The 18,401-nt window shown below is 35.6% G+C and carries 19 protein-coding genes and 1 riboswitch; of the genes, 5 read left to right on the top strand and 14 right to left on the bottom strand.

Annotated features, from left to right (window positions below):
• Complete coding sequence (gene cpdB, locus ACZDYH_RS02780) at positions 1 to 2,358, bottom strand: bifunctional 2',3'-cyclic-nucleotide 2'-phosphodiesterase/3'-nucleotidase (RefSeq protein WP_088361860.1); 2,358 nt, start codon at positions 2,356 to 2,358, stop codon at positions 1 to 3.
• A gap of 365 nt (positions 2,359 to 2,723) precedes the next feature.
• Between cpdB and ACZDYH_RS02775 the strand changes: the two genes are divergently transcribed.
• The gene (locus ACZDYH_RS02775) at positions 2,724 to 3,503 is read left to right on the top strand and encodes a GDSL-type esterase/lipase family protein (protein WP_000755851.1); all 780 of its coding nucleotides are present in this window, start codon (positions 2,724 to 2,726) and stop codon (positions 3,501 to 3,503) included.
• A gap of 72 nt (positions 3,504 to 3,575) precedes the next feature.
• Complete coding sequence (locus ACZDYH_RS02770; RefSeq protein ID WP_000445819.1) at positions 3,576 to 4,022, top strand: MarR family winged helix-turn-helix transcriptional regulator; 447 nt, start codon at positions 3,576 to 3,578, stop codon at positions 4,020 to 4,022.
• Positions 4,023 to 4,046: 24 nt separating this feature from the next.
• Here the strand turns inward: ACZDYH_RS02770 and ACZDYH_RS02765 are convergent, their stop codons facing one another.
• The 7 genes from ACZDYH_RS02765 to argC all read right to left on the bottom strand — a co-directional run bounded on the left by ACZDYH_RS02765 (position 4,047) and on the right by argC (position 10,189).
• Positions 4,047 to 4,262 carry a hypothetical protein gene (locus ACZDYH_RS02765; RefSeq protein WP_000291956.1) on the bottom strand — a complete coding sequence of 72 codons (216 nt, stop codon included), beginning with the start codon at positions 4,260 to 4,262 and terminating at the stop codon, positions 4,047 to 4,049.
• A gap of 57 nt (positions 4,263 to 4,319) precedes the next feature.
• Positions 4,320 to 4,880 (bottom strand): DUF2062 domain-containing protein, encoded by a 561-nt coding sequence (locus tag ACZDYH_RS02760; RefSeq protein WP_002005691.1) that lies wholly within the window; start codon positions 4,878 to 4,880, stop codon positions 4,320 to 4,322.
• A gap of 138 nt (positions 4,881 to 5,018) precedes the next feature.
• Positions 5,019 to 5,969 (bottom strand): ornithine carbamoyltransferase, encoded by a 951-nt coding sequence (argF, locus tag ACZDYH_RS02755; RefSeq protein WP_102955928.1) that lies wholly within the window; start codon positions 5,967 to 5,969, stop codon positions 5,019 to 5,021.
• Between the two features lie 12 nt (positions 5,970 to 5,981).
• Positions 5,982 to 7,142, bottom strand: coding sequence for an acetylornithine transaminase (locus tag ACZDYH_RS02750; protein WP_000200540.1), 1,161 nt, complete (start codon positions 7,140 to 7,142; stop codon positions 5,982 to 5,984).
• The gene (gene argB, locus ACZDYH_RS02745; protein WP_001286797.1) at positions 7,139 to 7,906 is read right to left on the bottom strand and encodes an acetylglutamate kinase; all 768 of its coding nucleotides are present in this window, start codon (positions 7,904 to 7,906) and stop codon (positions 7,139 to 7,141) included. Before argB ends, ACZDYH_RS02750 begins: the two co-directional genes overlap by 4 nt.
• Before the next feature lie 11 nt (positions 7,907 to 7,917).
• On the bottom strand, positions 7,918 to 9,141 hold the full coding sequence (gene argJ, locus ACZDYH_RS02740) for a bifunctional glutamate N-acetyltransferase/amino-acid acetyltransferase ArgJ (RefSeq protein WP_140421509.1): 1,224 nt from the start codon (positions 9,139 to 9,141) through the stop codon (positions 7,918 to 7,920).
• 10 nt (positions 9,142 to 9,151) lie between these two features.
• Entirely contained in the window at positions 9,152 to 10,189 is a 1,038-nt protein-coding gene (gene argC, locus ACZDYH_RS02735; protein WP_000861258.1) for an N-acetyl-gamma-glutamyl-phosphate reductase, read from the bottom strand.
• 224 nt (positions 10,190 to 10,413) lie between these two features.
• On the opposite strand from argC, the gene ACZDYH_RS02730 reads away from it, so the two are divergent.
• Positions 10,414 to 10,602 (top strand): YqzH family protein, encoded by a 189-nt coding sequence (locus tag ACZDYH_RS02730; protein ID WP_001003222.1) that lies wholly within the window; start codon positions 10,414 to 10,416, stop codon positions 10,600 to 10,602.
• A gap of 29 nt (positions 10,603 to 10,631) precedes the next feature.
• Here ACZDYH_RS02730 and ACZDYH_RS02725 read toward each other — a convergent pair whose 3' ends face one another.
• Together ACZDYH_RS02725 and ACZDYH_RS02720 are read right to left on the bottom strand one after the other, a co-directional pair.
• Positions 10,632 to 11,426 carry an SDR family NAD(P)-dependent oxidoreductase gene (locus ACZDYH_RS02725; protein WP_000147794.1) on the bottom strand — a complete coding sequence of 265 codons (795 nt, stop codon included), beginning with the start codon at positions 11,424 to 11,426 and terminating at the stop codon, positions 10,632 to 10,634.
• Between the two features lie 9 nt (positions 11,427 to 11,435).
• A complete protein-coding gene (locus tag ACZDYH_RS02720; RefSeq protein ID WP_000125119.1) occupies positions 11,436 to 12,389 on the bottom strand; it encodes an MBL fold metallo-hydrolase in 954 nt (317 codons plus the stop codon).
• 165 nt (positions 12,390 to 12,554) lie between these two features.
• On the opposite strand from ACZDYH_RS02720, the gene proI reads away from it, so the two are divergent.
• Complete coding sequence (gene proI, locus ACZDYH_RS02715; RefSeq protein WP_000027249.1) at positions 12,555 to 13,394, top strand: pyrroline-5-carboxylate reductase ProI; 840 nt, start codon at positions 12,555 to 12,557, stop codon at positions 13,392 to 13,394.
• Positions 13,395 to 13,440: 46 nt separating this feature from the next.
• Here proI and sdaAA read toward each other — a convergent pair whose 3' ends face one another.
• From sdaAA to rnz, 3 genes are all read right to left on the bottom strand, one after another.
• Positions 13,441 to 14,319, bottom strand: a complete 879-nt coding sequence (sdaAA, locus tag ACZDYH_RS02710) for an L-serine ammonia-lyase, iron-sulfur-dependent, subunit alpha (RefSeq protein ID WP_000489461.1) — start codon at positions 14,317 to 14,319, stop codon at positions 13,441 to 13,443.
• A gap of 18 nt (positions 14,320 to 14,337) precedes the next feature.
• Complete coding sequence (gene sdaAB / locus ACZDYH_RS02705) at positions 14,338 to 14,997, bottom strand: L-serine ammonia-lyase, iron-sulfur-dependent subunit beta (RefSeq protein ID WP_000877445.1); 660 nt, start codon at positions 14,995 to 14,997, stop codon at positions 14,338 to 14,340.
• Positions 14,998 to 15,877: 880 nt separating this feature from the next.
• Positions 15,878 to 16,801 carry a ribonuclease Z gene (gene rnz, locus ACZDYH_RS02700; protein ID WP_000397455.1) on the bottom strand — a complete coding sequence of 308 codons (924 nt, stop codon included), beginning with the start codon at positions 16,799 to 16,801 and terminating at the stop codon, positions 15,878 to 15,880.
• 189 nt (positions 16,802 to 16,990) lie between these two features.
• On the opposite strand from rnz, the gene ACZDYH_RS02695 reads away from it, so the two are divergent.
• Positions 16,991 to 17,242: a DUF3932 family protein gene (locus ACZDYH_RS02695; RefSeq protein WP_000665709.1), complete on the top strand. Its 252-nt coding sequence runs from the start codon at positions 16,991 to 16,993 to the stop codon at positions 17,240 to 17,242.
• Positions 17,243 to 17,276: 34 nt separating this feature from the next.
• On the opposite strand, the gene ACZDYH_RS02690 is transcribed toward ACZDYH_RS02695, so the two are convergent.
• Positions 17,277 to 17,816, bottom strand: a complete 540-nt coding sequence (locus ACZDYH_RS02690) for a hypothetical protein (protein WP_000249063.1) — start codon at positions 17,814 to 17,816, stop codon at positions 17,277 to 17,279.
• Between the two features lie 168 nt (positions 17,817 to 17,984).
• Positions 17,985 to 18,150, top strand: a riboswitch (M-box (ykoK) riboswitch).
• Positions 18,151 to 18,401 lie beyond the last annotated feature (251 nt).

Raw genomic sequence — 18,401 nt, 5'->3', positions numbered from 1 at the left:
CTATCTATTCGCTTTCTTTCTTCTAAATAACATAAGTAATCCCGCTCCAACAAACGCAAGACCCGCTCCAATTGTAGAAGCAATACTTGCACCTGTTTTCGGTAAATCACGTTCATCTTTTTCAGCTTCTTTATTTTCACTTACAGTTGTTGTTGTTTCTTTTTTATTTTGATCAGCTGTTGTAGTTTGTCCAGATCCAGTATTGTTTCCATCTTGTTTTGGTTCATTACCATTATTACCTTCTTCTGTTGGTGGTGTTGGGTTTTCTCCATTACCTGTTGGCGGTGTCGTTGGGTTTTCTCCACCACCTGTTGGCGGTGTCGTCGGGTTCTCTCCATCACCTTTCGGTGGTGTCGTCGGATTTTCTCCACCAGTTTCTTTATCATCATTTTTCTTCGTTATATCAATTGCATATTTAGCAAATTCATTTTCAGATGGTCCAACATATGATATGTTCCCATCTTTCTTTATATACTTTTGTGCATTTGGTGAAGAATCAAATGTTGTATTTAATTTATCTGCAACAATCGGTTTAAATGTCCAATTTTGATCAGCTGCTGGATCAATATCTTTTATTTTTTGCATATACTTCACAATGATTTGACGTGTTTCATCTTGTGATTGGTATACAACTTCCCCTTTACTTACACCTGGGAACGTTTGGCTACTTCCACGATAGTTATTTGTAGCGACGATGAACTCTTGATTGTCAGCTACTGGCTTACCTTCATATGTCATATTTACAATACGATTAGCATTTGCATTTACAACTTTTCCATCTTTATCGTATTTCGCCGGTTGTGTTACATCAATTTCGTATTTTAAGCCATCTAAAATATCGAAGTTATATGTAGGATATCCTATATTTACTAACGGCTGTTCTTCTGTTTTCTTTGGATCAATTTGATTAAACTGACCTGCAGACATTTCAAGCCATTCTTTCACTTGTGCCCCATTTACTTTTACAGCATATAACGTATTTGGATACACGTATAAATCTGCAACGTTTTTAATTGCTAACGTTCCAGCTGGAATATCAGTATAATATGTCGCACCGTTTCGGCCACCTGCTTTAAATGGTGCTCCTGCAGATAAAACTGGAATATCTTTAATCTTTTCGTATTCTGGTTTTTTAAGTTCTTGTTCTACATACCATTTTTGCGCATTTGTCACAATTTGTACGGAAGGATCATCTTGTACTAATGAAAAATAACTATTAATTGGTGCTTTCGTTTTACCTACATGTGTATTTACATATTCGATTGTCTTTTCATGTTCATCTTTAATTTCATTAACTAATTTTTGATCAGATGCTACTAATGGATTACCTTTACTATCAGCAATCGGACGAAGTTGCGGCTTAGACTGATCTTTTTGCACTTCCCATTTTCCGTTTACCTTTTTCAATTGCATATCAATAATACCTAAGTTACTACCAAAAACACCCGGCATTACAACTGGAACACCATTAAATACATCCTTCACTTCAGTATGTGAATGTCCCATTAATACTGCATTTACGCCAGGAACTTCTGTCGCTAAATAAAACGATGAATTTTCCATTCCTTCGTTGTATCCACTCTTATCAACACCTGAATGCGCTAGTGCAACTATAATATCCGCACCTTGCGCCTTCATTTCCGGAACTAATTTTTTCGCTGTTTGCACAATATCTTTTGCTTTTACTTGTCCTTCTAAATTCGCTTTATCCCAATTCATAATTTGTGGTGGAACAAATCCCATTACACCAATTTTCACTATTTGTTTTTGGCCTGCTTCATCCACTACTTCTTTCTCTAAAATATGATATGGTCTATCAAAGTAATGCTCGTCATTCTCATCATTACCATCATGGTCATCTCTGTAGACATTCGAGTTAATAACCGGAATTTTTGCTTTACTAGTCACTTCCTTTAAATAATCTAAACCGTAGTTAAATTCATGATTCCCAAGAGAGATGACGTCATACTTCATTAAATTCATTACACGATATAATGGATGTGTATAACTAGGATCCACACGATTCTTCGGATCTTTTATTTTATTCGCTACGTAATCCCCAAGCGGTGTCCCTTGTAATGCATCCCCATCATCAAATAGGACAGAGTTTTTCACTTCTTCACGTGCTTTATTAACGAGTGTTGCCGTTTGTACAAGACCTACTTTATTATCTGTTTTCGTTTGATAATAATCGTAATTCATTAAGTTAACGTGAATATCTGATGTTTCTAGAATTCGTAAGTTAACTGTACTCTCCCCAGCGTTCTCATCTGCATGAGCTGTTGCTGGCATTACTTGCGGTGCCATTACACCAATCGCAAGAGTTGCTCCAGCTAGCATTTTTTTTGACTTTTTCACAAAAAATCCCCCTTATACAATTACCAGAAATAATGAAATGAATCCCTATCTGTCTCTAACCACATACCTTTTTTCTTCTATTAGAGACACAATTTTCATTTCACCCTGCGCTAACGAGTAGTCCCCTTAAACGCCCGATTGATGAAGACTATTAATTAAAAGGAAATAAAGCTCCCACTAGTTAAAGTTTCACCTTATCTGACATTATCATATATAAAGTTCTTTCCTATCGTCAATATTTTTTGACAAACTTCAACAAATTTTCTGTAAAGTTATTATAAACTTTTCATAAACATATAATATGCCCTTACATTGCTAATACTGCTGAATATGATACAATTACCAATTACAAGGAGGATGAATTTATGAAAAAAGTCATCTTAACAATTGTTTGTCTCCTCCTTCTGATCATTTCTTATTCTTATTTTGAAAAGAACGACGAGACAAAACAAAATGAATCTGAAGAAAAAACAGAAAAAACATCTGCCCCAAATTGGATTGATAAGCAAACAAACGAATCTTTTTATCATCTTGTATTAGGTGATTCACTCGCTAAAGGATACGGATCGACACAAGGTGGATTTGCTGAATTAGCTTCTAAGCAAATAGAAGCACAAATTCATAAACCAATTACAGTAGAAAACCTTGGGGTAAACGGTCTTACAACAGATCGTCTCGCTAAAAAAGTTCAATCAGAAGATGTAAAGGAAAAAATTAGAGCAGCAAATATAATTACAATTAATATTGGAGGAAATAATTTATTTCGTTTAAATCGTGATGTTGGTGTTATAGATGGTATAAAAATGTTAAATAAAGAAAAAGCTCATTTTGAAGCGGATATAAAAAGTATTGTAAAGACAGTTCGAGATCAAAATCCGGATGCTTTACTCATTCTCTCAGAACTCTATAACCCGTTACAACTCGATGACTCCATCGCAAGTTATGCAGATATGTTTTTAGATGGCTGGAATGAATCTGTTTATTCCATTTCCAAAACAAATCAACCATCTATCGTTTTACCAATTCGCAAATTAATATCGAATGATAAAAAAGAGTTATTATTTGACCAAGTACACCCAAATGATAACGGCTATGCAATTATTGCCAATACATTTACAAAGCAAGTGTTATCCTACAAATATTAAAGCGACCATGAAACAATTCTATTTTTATAACATGTCTTTTTTGTTACAATGATAGTGGAAGGGGGCCTTTATATGGAATCACGCGAGTGGGAACGTATTGTTGATCATCTTCTTTCGCTAGTGCCTCTTTTTTATCGCAAATTTATGCTTCCTGGAGAATTTTCTTCTCAAAGACATATGCCGCCATCACATACACAAGTATTACTGCTTTTGCATGAAAACGGCACATTAGCAGTTTCCGAAATCGGCAAGCGGCTAGCGATTTCACGGCCTAACATGACACCTCTATTAAACAAACTTATTCAAGAAGAACTAATAGAGCGTCATTATAGCGAAAAAGATCGACGGGTCATTTTAATTTCTCTAACAGCTGAAGGGAAATTATTAGTAAATCAGTATCAGCAATTCATTTTAGACAAACTAAAAGAAAATTTCCAAACATTATCTGAGGAAGAGCGCGAAAAGCTCATTCATTCTCTTCAAACCATTCAAAATTTAATTTTGAAAACAAACGTATAAAGCTGCTTCTAAATAGAAGCAGCTTTATGATTCGTAATAATTACCATAGTACACATTGGAATATGGCCATGTTGTTAAATATGGTTTTTTTTCCTGTGTAGGCTGTTGTTGTGGTAATTGTGGTATTTGTGATAATTGCTGTAATTGTTGTTGCCGATATAATTCGTATTGTCTACTCGTATCATAAACCGGATAATAATTTACATATGGATATACTTGAGGTACGTAATAATAATACATTATCCTCTCCTCCTTTTTCTTAAACATATTCAAAGGAGAAAATGGATGTGACATTGTTTATAATTGTACAAGTGGTTCTCTCACTCGTTTCTTCCTTTTCTTCAAGCGTAACTTACGGTTCTTTTCGTATAAATAATGCACAACGAAATACGAAATGAGACCAAACACAACTCCTAAAATCGTCATTCCAATTAATACATACACTTCACTTTGTAATAAGCTCTTTAATATCGTAAAAATGTGACTTGAAAACAAGTCCGATATCGTAAATGGTTCATGATGAATTTTCTGTACATGAAATGGATAAATCATTTTTCCTAGCGCATACGCAAGCGGAAATAAAAATACTGGGAGAAACGATATTTTCCCAATAATATTGCCAATAACTGCCGCAGGAAAAGATCCCTTTGCTAACCTGACGATTGGATAAAATATTACATATACGAGCGATGCCGTATAAATGACTAACATTTCTAAGCCGAATCCTATAGCAAACCCTAACGATACTTTCTTTGCGCCTTCTGGCGATCGAAGCAACTTATAATATTGAAACTTTAATATTCTCCACATCCGCTGAAAAAACGAATATGTTTTCTTAGTTGTTTTCACCCTCATCATCTCTTTAACTATATTTTTATATGTAGTTTGTCCTTACACACTCTGAAAAACAAATTTAGTTTTCTCTTTTATTATAAATGATATCGAAATGGTTAACTAAATATACATATGACATTTTAATATAAAAAAACCTCCCTTTTAGGAAGGCTCTTCTACATTTTTAAATAAACTCACTAATAACGCTTTTTGAGCATGCAATCGATTACCAGCTTGCTCAAAGACGATAGACTGCGGTCCATCTATAATTTTTCCTGTTACTTCTTCTTCACGATGGGCAGGTAAACAGTGTAAGAAACGATATGTTTGCTTCGCATGCTTAACAAGTTCGTTATTGATTTGGTAAGGTTGAAATAAAGAATATTTCTCTTCTTCGCCCTCTTGCCCCATGCTCATCCAAACGTCAGTATAAATGAAATCTGCTTCATTCACCGCTAATTCAGGATTATGCAAAACTTCAATTTCAGCTCCTGTTTCCTTGGCAATCGCTAACGCTTTTTTTACAATCTCTTCATTCGGTTCATATCCTACAGGCGTTGCAACAGTCATATGCATTCCGACTTTTGCACTCGCTAGCAACAATGAATGACATACATTATTTCCGTCACCTACGTAAGCCAATTTTATTCCTTTAAATGTATTTGCTTCTTCATATATTGTCATGAGGTCTGCCAATGCTTGACAAGGATGATGATCATCCGTTAAACCGTTAATAACAGGAATACTCGATTCTTTTGCAAGCTCTTCTACATCCGCGTGCGAGAATGTACGTATCATAATCCCGTCAATATACTGCGATAATACTTTCGCAGTATCTGAAACAGTTTCTCCTCTTCCCATTTGCATCTCTTTTCCACTTAAAAACATACCATGTCCCCCGAGTTGTACCATTCCCGCTTCAAAAGATACACGAGTACGAGTTGAATGCTTATCAAAAATAAGCCCTAATATTTTGCCTTGTAATAAAGGCTCTTGCTTATTCTTTTTTAAATATATAGCGAACTCAATTAAAGAAATAATTTCTTCTTTCGTTAATTCTTCTAGTGTTAAAAGATCTTTCGTATTTAATTTCGGTACTTGTACAGTTGACATGAAACTTCCCCCTTATATGATTGATACGTTTTTTGTACAAACTACTTTTTTTATTATATATACTGCCTGTTCTAACTCTTCATTCGTGACAATGAGTGGCGGTAATAGTCTTATAACATTAGGGCCTGCTTGTAATACGAGAAGTCCTTCGTTTTCTAGTTGTTCTATAAAACTTGCAACTTCATGCTTACACTCAATCCCAATCATAAGCCCTTTACCACGTATATTTTGAATACATTCGACATGCTGTAATTCCTCTTGCAACTTCTCTAATACGTACTCGCCTTTTTCTTGTACTTCTTTTAAAAACGATGGTTTTTTACTCACTTGCAATACTTCTTTCGCTGCAGCCATCGCGATGTAATTCCCGCCAAAAGTTGAACCGTGTGATCCTGCAGTAAACGACGTTCCGAGCTCTTTCCCGCCAATCATCGCTCCGACAGGAATCCCATTCCCAAGTGCCTTTGCAACGGTAACGATATCAGGCTCTATTCCCACTTGTTCATAAGCGAATAGTGTTCCAGTTCTTCCTATCCCCGTTTGTACTTCGTCTATAATAAATAAGGAACCGAACTTATTACATAATGTTTCAATCTCTTTCAAAAAAGATAGATCAACAGGTATTACTCCTCCCTCTCCTTGAACTACTTCTACCATTACCGCCGCAACTTCTTCATTCATTACTTCCTCTAATGCTTTAATATCGTTAAAAGGGATATGTAAAAAAGATGGAAGTAATGGACCAAATCCTTCTTTTACCTTATCTTGGCCTGTTGCACTCATCGTTCCAAATGTTCTACCGTGAAAAGACTGCTGGCATGTTACGACGAGAGATTTTCCAGTATGCTTACGTGCTAACTTTAAAGCCGCTTCATTTGCCTCTGCCCCACTATTACAGAAAAACACATAATCTAATGCTCTATTTTCTGTTAATAATGACGCAACTTCTTCTTGTAAGCTGTTTGTAAACAGGTTAGATATATGCCATATATCATCAAGTTGCTCTTGTACACCTTTGAGAACAGTAGGGTGACAATGTCCTAAATTACATACGCCAATTCCTGATGTAAAATCTAAATATTCCTTACCTTTATTATCAATAACTTTCGTTCCAGTTCCCTTTACAAACTCAATAGTTCTTCTGCCATACGTTTGAAAAAGATGACTCGTCATGCAATACTCACACCTTTCGTTACCGTCGTTCCAATACACTCTCCCGTAACCTCAGTAAAATCTTTTGTACCATTCACAATACTTATCTTTTGCACTCCCATTTTTAATGATGCTAGTGCCGCCTGTACTTTTGGAATCATCCCACCTGTAATAACACCTGTTTCTATAAAAGTTGCAATTTCAGATTCATCCGTTTCCTTTACCAAATTCCCTTCATGTAATATTCCATCTACATCCGTAATAAAAACAAGCTCTTTTGCTCCTAACGCGGCCGCAATCCCAGCCGCAGCATTGTCCGCATTTATGTTATAAATTTCATTACCATTTACCCCGATTGGAGCAATAACAGGAATATACTCCATATTTATTAATCCTTTTAATAAAGCTGTTTCTACATAACTTACTTCCCCTACATATCCTATCTCTTCGCTGACAGGTTGAATTTGAAGTAAATTGCCGTCACACCCTGAACAACCTACCGCAAGTAAATTATGCTTTTGTAAATTCATTACGAGTTTTTTATTCGTACTTCCGCATAGCACCATTTGAACAACATCCATAACTTCTTTTGGTGTTATCCGTAATCCATCTCTTTTTTCTACGTTGATGTTACAATCTTTTAATTTGGCATCAATTTCTGGTCCACCACCATGAACAATCACTACTTTATACTTCTGTTGCAATTTCTTTATACATTCAAAAAACACATCATTTAATTGATTCAACATACTACCGCCGCATTTCACTACAATATAATCGCTCATCTTCTCTCTCCTTATGTACGATAACAAGCATTTATTTTCACATATTCATAGCTTAAGTCACAGCCCCAAGCTGATCCTGTCTCTTCACCTAAGTGTAAGTACACATTAATGACTATTTCATCTTCTTGTAACCTCTCTTTCATTTTTTCTTCAGAAAATGTTTGAGGCTCACTATTTTTTAATACCGATATAGATTGAAGAGTAATGTCAATTGTGTTCGGATTAATAGCTACTTCACTTTGTCCAATACTGCTAATAATTCGCCCCCAGTTTGGGTCTTCACCATGTATTGCTGTTTTCACAAGACTCGAACCGACTATTTGCTTTGCAATTTTTTTTGCCTCTTCATTCGTTTGAGCTCCTAGCACATTTACTTCTATTAACTTCGTAGCGCCTTCACCATCTTGCGCAATTTTTTTCGCTAAATCTTCACATACCTTCTGTAAAACACCTACGAAAGTTTCCCAATCTGTATGTTCCATATTTATCGGCCTTGTTTCTGATAATCCACTTGCCATAACGATGACCATATCATTCGTAGAAGTATCTCCATCCACCGTAATTTGATTAAATGTATGATTCGTTATTTGTGATAACGCTGTTTGCAATACGTTATGCTCTATATGAGCATCTGTCGTAATAAAACTAAGCATCGTTGCCATATTCGGATGAATCATCCCTGAACCTTTTGCAACACCCGCAATCACCACTTTCTTCCCATCAATAATCATTTCATAGCAAGTTTCTTTCGTGATAAGATCCGTCGTTAAAATTGCTTCAGAAAAAGAATATGCTTCACTTTCTTCCTTCGTCGGTATAAGAGTTGCAACCCCCTTTCGGATTATATCCATCGGCAGTGGAACACCAATTACACCTGTTGAAGCTACTGCAACGTAATTTTCTTTCATCCCAAAATGTTCCGCCCCTAACACGCGCATCTCGTATGCGTCTTGTAATCCTTGCATTCCAGTACAAGCATTTGCATTTCCACTATTAACGATAATTGCTTGTAACTTCCCTTCTGCCGTTATACTATCCTTCGTTACTTGCAAAGGGGCTGCTTGTATTTGATTCGTTGTATACACAGCGGCACATGATGCTGGTACGTCACAAACGATTGCCCCTAAATCCTTTTTCTCCTTTTTCAGACCATTTACAGTACCAATTGCCGAAAAGCCTTTCGGCGTTACAATTGAACCATTTTCTAATTTTGTAATAGACGCTACTTTAATCATCATGTCCCCCTTATAGATAAAGCGGCATATGTTGTAAACCTGTTGTCTCTTCTAGTCCCGCTATTATGTTTGCATTTTGAATCGCTTGCCCAGCCGCGCCTTTCATCATATTGTCTATAACAGAAACGACCGTAACTCTTTCAGTTCTTTCATCGTAAGCTATGCCAATATCACAATAATTTGAGCCTCTCACTTCTTTTGGACTTGGAAATTTCCCTTGCGTACAAATTCGGATGAAAGGCGATTGTTCATACGTTTCTTCATACAATTTTTGAAGTTGCTTTATTTCCATCTTTTGTTTTACTTTTGCATAAAGTGTAATCATAATTCCTCGTGATATCGGTATTAAATGTGTGCTAAATGTAATTGGCTGTGATTCACTATTCCATTCTGTAAGCATTTGCTCAATCTCCGGAACGTGCTGATGCTGGTTTACTTTATAGATATGTAAGTTATCGTATAGCTCAGGAAAATGAGTCATTGTTGTTGGTGTTTTTCCTGCTCCTGATACCCCTGATTTCGCATCAATAATAATCGAATCTTCTTCAATCATGCTACTACGTATTAACGGCGCTATCGCTAGCAATGTGGCTGTAGCAAAACATCCTGGGTTTGCAATTAAATTTGCCTTTTGAATCTCAGTCCTTTTCCATTCACTTAACCCATACACTGCTTTTCTAAGAATTTCTTCTTTCGCTGCTGGCCTTTTATACCACAGTTCATATGACGAAGGATCTATCATACGAAAGTCTCCAGATAGGTCAATTACTTTTAAACCTTCTGCTACTAACTTGGGAGTTAACTCCGCCGATACTCCTGCTGGTGTTGCTAGAAATACGATTTCTGCTTCTTTCCCTATTGTCTTCACATCAATTTCTTGTAACGTATGAACGAGAACATTTCGAAGATGCGGATATACATTTGTTATACACTCACCAACTTGCGAAAAAGAATGAAGAGATGCTATCGAAAAATATGGATGTTGTTCTAATAAACGAATTAATTCAATGCCCCCATATCCAGTGGCTCCAATAATTGCGACTTTCATAAGTTCCTCCTCAAATCGATTCTTTAAATTAAGTATGATTATAATATTGTATATTTATAGAGTCAATTAAATATTTATAAATTTTAAAATCTAAAAAAACTTAATTTTATTAGAAAAATAATATACTCAACCGAATTTTTATACAAAAATAGTGCATAGTAGTTTTTTTATTTCACTTCAAGTACAATAAAACAATACATACGTACATACAGGCGGGAAAAAATATGAACGAAAAATTAATTGAGAAAATGATTATAAAAAGTTTTCAGCAATATCAATGCAGTCCAATATCAAAAGAAGATCAGGAAATGCTAGTGAAACATATTCAAACGGTGACTCATTCAAATATTGAAATTGATTTATACGAGGAGATTGAGGATATTGTTTATGATTATGTGACTGGAAAACAATAAAAAATAGGAGATTTCCATGTGGAAATCTCCTATTTTTTACTTAATGATTTACCTGCTACACGTTCAAATAAACCTGGGAATAAAGCATAAAGTTTTGGACCAATTCCCATCCACTTCGGTAAGTTTACTTCACGTTTTTTCGTGTGCATCGACTTTACGATTTGTTCTGCTACGTATGTTGGTTTTAACATGTAACGTCCCATATTCTTTACATATGTACCAGATTGATCCGCTATTTCAAAAAAGTTTGTATCTATCGGACCTGGATTAATTGCTGTAACATAAATATCTGTATTCGCTAATTCCATGCGTAAACTATTCGTAAATCCTAATACAGCATGTTTCGTTGCTGCATACGCACTTGATTTCGGAGTTGCAATTTTTCCGGCAAGTGAAGCAATATTAATAATATGTCCTTCGTTCTTGTTTACCATATAAGGTAGTACCGCTTTCGTACATGCTACTAATCCAAATACATTTACTTGGAACATATCTTTTACTTCACCCATTGACGCATCTTCAAACGTTTTAAAAATACCAAATCCCGCATTGTTTACTAATATATCAATACGTCCCACTTCTTGTAATACCTTTGAAAAAACAGACTGTACTTCCATCTCTTCACTTACATCTAATACATAATAATAGCAAGGCGTATTATAAGTTTCTTTAATTTTGTCTACTAACGCTTGTAGTTTCTCTTCTGTTCGAGCCATTAATACTGGAGTCGCTCCCTGTGCTGCAACTTGCATTGCAACTTGCTCACCAATCCCACTAGAAGCACCTGTAATGACGATTACTTTATTTTGTAAACGTCCTGTCATTGCTGTCACCTACTTTGCATAATAAATCAATTGTTGCGATGACTCATCAATCATCACTTGTTGATTATATGCTAAATAGTCCAATTGTCCAACCGTTTCTGAAATAGTAAGTGGTAATTGTTCTTTATATAATACCGGAAATAGTTTTACACATACTTCAAATGCTGTCATTGGTTTTTCCTTTAATAACTCAAGCACTTTAAAAGCACGTGTTTCTTGCTTTTGTAATCTCGTTTCAATAAGTTGTTTCACATTTAGAACATCTTCCCCATGCCCTGATAAAATGCGTGAAATATTCATTTCGCTTAAACGCTGTAATGTTTGATTATATTGTAGTAATGGGCGTGCCCGCTCTGTTTGCCCTTCATATGGCGGTTCTAGTATTGGATTCGAAGAAATATGACTAATGAGAGCATCTCCACCAATTAATATTCCATCAGATTCTCTATATAAAGAAATATGAGTAGAAGCATGACCTGGTGTTTCAAGTACTGTAAATCCAGGCAAAGAATCAATACGATCTCCTTCTCTCACAGTATGCGTTAACGATCTATTACAAGAATATTTAAGTGTCCTCGTCGTCAATAACGACTCGTCTTTCAAAAATGCTGCTGGCACACCAAACTGTAAGGCCGTCTCTCTAAAAAATTCATGATACCGCTTTAAAAATTCTGGATTTTGTGTAATCCAAGGCTCATTCCAAGGATGTCCAATAATATTCGTCTTCTCAGAAAATATATTTAAAAGTCCACAATGATCTGCATGATGATGCGTAATGACTACTGTTTCAATATCTTCTATCGTATGTCCTAATGCACCTAATTGACTTTCTAACGCATTCCTTGCCTCTTCTGTATTCGTCCCTGTATCAATTAATGTTAATGTCTCCCCCTCAACTAAAAACACATTCACAGTTTCCACTGCAAATGGTACAGGAATCTCCATTCGGTGAATCGCCGTCATGCTTAGCCCCCCTGTCTCTTTCCGGTTCAAAAATGAATACTTCTTCAGTTTACAACTTCTATATATATTTGTCATTATTTTCAGATAAAAAGAGGTGTTTCCTATAAAAAAACGAATGTATGTACATTTATAAGAATTTCTAACCAAAATTAAAGGAGGAACATCATGTCTATTCAAAACATTTCCTTTCTCGGTGCAGGCTCTATTGCCGAAGCTATTATTGGTGGCTTGTTACATGCAAATGTCGTTAAAGGTGAACAAATTACTGTAAGTAATCGTTCTAACGAGACAAGATTACAAGAGCTACATAAAAAATACGGTGTCAAAGGTACTCATAATAAAAAAGAATTACTTACTGATGCAAATATTCTTTTTCTAGCAATGAAACCAAAGGATGTTGCAGAGGCGCTTACCCCTTTTAAAGAATACATAAATAATAACGTGCTTATTATTTCATTACTAGCAGGTGTTTCTACTGACTCAATTAGAAAACTACTTCAAAAAGACGTTCCAATTATTCGTGCAATGCCAAATACCTCCGCAGCCATTTTAAAATCAGCTACCGCTATCTCCCCTTCAAAACATGCAACAGCGGAGCATATTCGCACTGCAACATCTTTATTTGAAACGATTGGTCTCGTCTCTGTTGTAGAGGAAGAAGATATGCATGCTGTCACTGCATTATCCGGAAGTGGACCTGCTTATATTTATTACGTAGTGGAAGCTATGGAAGAAGCTGCAAAAAAAATTGGTTTAAAAGAAGATGTTGCAAAATCACTTATTCTTCAAACGATGATTGGTGCTGCTGAAATGCTAAAAGCAAGTGACAAACACCCTTCTATTTTGAGAAAGGAAATTACTTCTCCTGGTGGAACTACCGAAGCAGGTATTGAAGTATTACAAGAACATAAATTTCAACAAGCACTTATTTCTTGTATTACACAGGCAACGAAACGATCACATAATCTTGGAAAAACATTAGAACAACTAACAAAAGAAAAATAGAAAAAGGAGCTCAAGTTTATTTGAGCTCCTTTTTCTATAATTACACTTAGTTATTGTTCTTCCCAAAAATCTCTTCTTGCAGGCGACGACCAGTCGGCGTTGCTGCAAGTCCACCTTCTGCTGTTTCACGAAGTGCTACTGGCATCGTTTGTCCGATTCTAAACATTGCCTCAATTACTTCATCACATGGAATTGTACTCGTTACACCAGCTAATGCTAAATCTGCTGAAATCATCGCATTCGCAGCTCCTGCTGCATTACGTTTTACACAAGGTACTTCTACAAGTCCTGCAACAGGATCACACACTAAACCAAGCATGTTCTTTAATGAAATTGCCATCGCTGTAGCTGCTTGATCTTGTGTTCCACCAGCCATCTCAACTGCAGCTGCAGCCGCCATTCCACTTGCTGAACCAACTTCAGCTTGGCATCCTCCCGCTGCACCAGAAATACAAGCGTTATTCGCAACAACCATACCGAAAGCTCCTGCTGTAAATAAGAATTCAATCATTTCTTCACGTGTAGGCTGCAATTTTTCTCTTAGTGCAAATAGTACACCTGGCACTGTTCCAGCAGAACCTGCTGTTGGTGTTGCACAAATAATTCCCATCGCTGCGTTTACTTCATTTGTTGCAACAGCTTTGCTTACTGCATCCAAAATCGTATCTCCAGATAAGCCTTTTCCGCTCTTCATATACGCTTGAACTTTTACAGCATCTCCACCAGTTAAACCAGTTGGTGATTTCACGCCGCGAATACCACGTTCTACTGCTTGCTCCATCACGACTAAGTTCTTTTCCATACCAGCAATTACTTCTTCACGTGAAATACTTCTTGTTTCCATTTCACATTGAATCATAATTTCTGCGATTTTTACATTTTGTTCTTTAGCTTGCGCCACTAGTTCCGCTGCGTTCCGAAACATGGTGTGTCCCCCCTGCAATTATTCCATAATAGTTACTTGACAAATATTTTGTTGCGCTTTTATTTCTTCAATTACTTCATCTGCTAATAATTCATCTGTTTCAATGACCATAAGCGCTCTTCTTCCTTTTTCTTTACGAGAAACACTCATTGTGCTAATGTTAATCTCATGTTTCGCAAGGATTGAAGCTACCGCTGCAATAGCACCGAAGCGATCGTTATTTACAATAAGTAGTGCTGGGCTCGTGCCTGATAATTGAAGATCGAATCCGTTTAATTCTACAACTTCAATTTTACCGCCACCAATTGAGCAAGCAACAACTTCAATTTCATCTTCACCTTTATACAAACGAATTCTCGCTGTATTTGGGTGAGGTGCATTGGCATCTTCTTCAATGAATTCCACTTCAATTTCGCGCTCTTTTGCTATTTCTAGCGCCTCTGGAATACGTAAGTCATCTGTTTCAAATCCTAATATTCCACCGATTAGTGCTACATCCGTACCATGCCCTCGATACGTCTTTGCAAATGATCCATATAACGAAATGCTTACTCTTTCTGGTTCATGACGAAACAGCTGGCGAGCAACTTGCCCCATTCTTGCTGCGCCTGCTGTATGTGAACTTGATGGTCCAATCATAACTGGACCGATAATATCAAATACTGAGCGATACTTCATCATAACTCCCCCTAAACCTCTATGAAAAAATTTATTCTACTATTCTATTAAGCTGCTACATCTGTCGCTTTTCCAGTTGTACCACGAATTTGTTCTGCTGTACGAATTGGATAGTTTTTGAATAAAAGTAATCCAATATAACCTGAAATAATACCAGTTATCATAATACATAAGAATCTTAGCATTATTTTCATTTAAAAATGATACAAGATAATCCAGAATAAAGTCTGGTAGCAATCCAAAGTTTAACACAGAAGCCATTGCAAGCATAGCATAAACAAGTGATATAACCATTGCTAATGCAACTAAATTTGCACCCGCTATTCCGCCTAGACTACCTGCTGATGTTCTGAACTCTTTTAAAGAGTGGTGTACCAATTAAATCTCCACCACCTTATTAATAAAAAGCTTCTACTAAGGAACTCGCAATAGCTACACTTGCTAATCATATCGTTTAGCTAAAAAGTGAAAAAGACTTATGACAAATAATAGTAATATCTTTCCTATTATAATTCTCGTGTTACTCTCTCATGATTTAGTCAACTTCACTTGTTACGATAATGACTAAAATACATGCGACTTATCATAAATTATAATCTGCCCTCATTATAGCTTGTTTTTTATAAAACGCTTACTTTTGTTGAATTTTAAAAGTTCTGAATAAAAGTCCATTTCTGCTATTTGTATCACTTGTATGTCATCTGACTTATATAACAGTTTTTCTAAATAATCATTATTTCGTATTTTTATCCTATATATTCAAACCATCCTAATTTTCTGTATCATCCAAGTATAAGTATAAAATAATAACAGTTTTATTTTTAAATTTTTTTAGACATAAAAAAATGGTAACCCGCTGTTACCATTTTTTACAAAATAATTATTTTTCTACTGGGAATGATTTCAAATCTGTCGCTATTTCTGTATTAGAAAACAACTCTCTAGCCTCTTTCAATAATTCCTTATATGTATCTCCTTGATAGCGAGAACTAATGTGAGTTAATATTAGTCGCTTCGCATTTGCCTGAAGTGCAATGCTCGCAGCTTGCTTAGATGTAGAATGAAAATAATCATACGCTTGTTGCTCATCTTCTGCTGCGAAAGTCGCTTCATGGACAAGTACATCTGCATCTTGCGCAAGCTCCCTACTCGCTTCGCAATATCGCGTATCACCTAAGATAGTAATAATTCTTCCTTTTTGAGGTGGGCCGATAAACTCATTTCCATTTAATATCGTGCCATCCTCTAATTCAACTACTTCACCATCTTTTAAACGTTTAAAGATTGGACCTGGTTTCACACCCATCTCAAGCAACTTATCAACTAAAAGAGCACCTTGTATATCTTTCTCTACAATACGATATCCAAAGCATTCTATACCGTGTGACAATCTTTTCGTTTCTACATAAAATTCATTATCTTCAAATACGGTACCTTCTTCTGTTATCTCCACAACTTCAAGTGGATATTTCACATGTGTCGTACTTACCGATAATGCCACTTCAATAAATTGTTTAATTCCTTTCGGTCCATACACCGTTAAAGGCGTAGTTCCTCCTTGAAATGAACGGCTACCTAATAAACCAGGCAATCCAAAAATATGATCGCCATGTAAATGCGTAATAAATATTTTTTCAATGCGGCGCGGACGTACAGATGTATGTAATATTTGATGTTGCGTGGCCTCACCACAATCAAATAACCAAGTTTGTCCTCGTTCTTCTAACAATTGTAAAGCAATTGCTGAAACGTTCCTTCCTTTTGAAGGAACACCTGCACCAGTTCCTAAAAATACAAATTCCACTTTCTTTCCTCCAGCTCTAAATATACTCTATCTCTCATCTTACGGAATGTTATTTCAAATGGCAAATTGAATTTACATAACCAAACATCTAGACAACTATATAACACGAACGTTATACTCAAAAAATTTAGCTATCGTTCGTGTTTTGTGTTAAAATAATTATACTACATTTTAAGGGAGCGTTTTATTATGAAAGAAGTATTTCGTTTACAAACTGATTTTTCATCTTCATTTGATCGCTGGGTAAGTTCTTTCGTGTCTGATCACCCAGCACAATTAGAATGGACAACTTTAAAGGAATTAATCCATGAATATACAACATCACATACAAATGATACGTTACCAGCATATATTTCTTCAGCTTTAACATATTACGCCCAACGCGTTTCAACTACAAACAGTTCAGAGATTGTTATTTTTGAAAACCCTACAATCTCGTAATCTATAATAAAAAAGCACTGGTTACAGTGCTTTTTTATTTATACTTATTTAACAAATGATCATATTCCATCCAAAAGTCGGTATACATACTTCGCTCAAACTCATTTAAAATTATCTTTTCACTTGATTTATTGAATAATTCTTTTGCCTGTAGCGCAAAAGAAACAATTTGTTTTCTATATTCATTTTCATTTACTTCTATATGAAGCCCTTCATAGTATATAGCCTTTTGATCAGTAGAAATAACTTTGACAAAATCCTTTAAAACCACATTTTCACCTATATGGTTTATAGTCCAATGAATTGAAATTGGGCATCCTAACATGAGCATAGTGCCACATCCGTGCAAAATAAGCCCCTCTTCATTTTCAATATCACAAATATATTCTTTATCTAAAGTTCGTAACAGAGCTAAAGCTGATTCACTTATTCCCCATTCCTCATCCATACCTGTTTGTGTAATAATCGTTCCATCCACATTTAAATAAATTTCCCCGTGAGAACATAAATCTTCCTGCTCATTAAACAACCACTTTTGATTCTCAATATTTATAATAAAATTTTGTGGTACCATTACAAATTCCCCTTTTATAAAAATATTTATTTTTCATATTATTTATAATCAATATCATACATTTCATCCCACATATCTATTATAAATCCGTTTAATATTTTAAAAACACAGATAAAAAAGATATTGACACTACAATTTTACAGTGCTAACATTCAACATGTAATTGAATATGTTCTCTGTTAGGTGAGGCTCCTGTATAGAGAAACGCTGCTGCCCAAAAATGTCGAGAGACGCCAATGGGTCAACAGGAAAGGTCGGAATGAAGGCCTTTTTTAATGTAGCTGGTTTCAGTACCTATGCTATACAGTGCTAAAACTCAACGAGGGAGAGGTGCATGTATTTTGTCATACACAAAAACTGTTTTTATTTATGTCTACTAACAGTCTTTGTTGTGGACTCTTTTAACTGCGAATTCAGACCTTTACTCGTTTTGAGTAAAGGTCTTTTTACGTCTATATGCACCTTACTATGAAACAAACATAGCATATTCAGAAACTACTAAATTGTACGGAGGTGAGGAACAGTTGGCAATTGATGATTCGGCCCAGATACCCATACGTTTTACATTCATATTTCATCATGTAG

It is taken from the genome of Bacillus sp. EB V-12, assembly GCF_056158125.1.
This window is presented reverse-complemented; position numbering and strand designations above follow the sequence as displayed.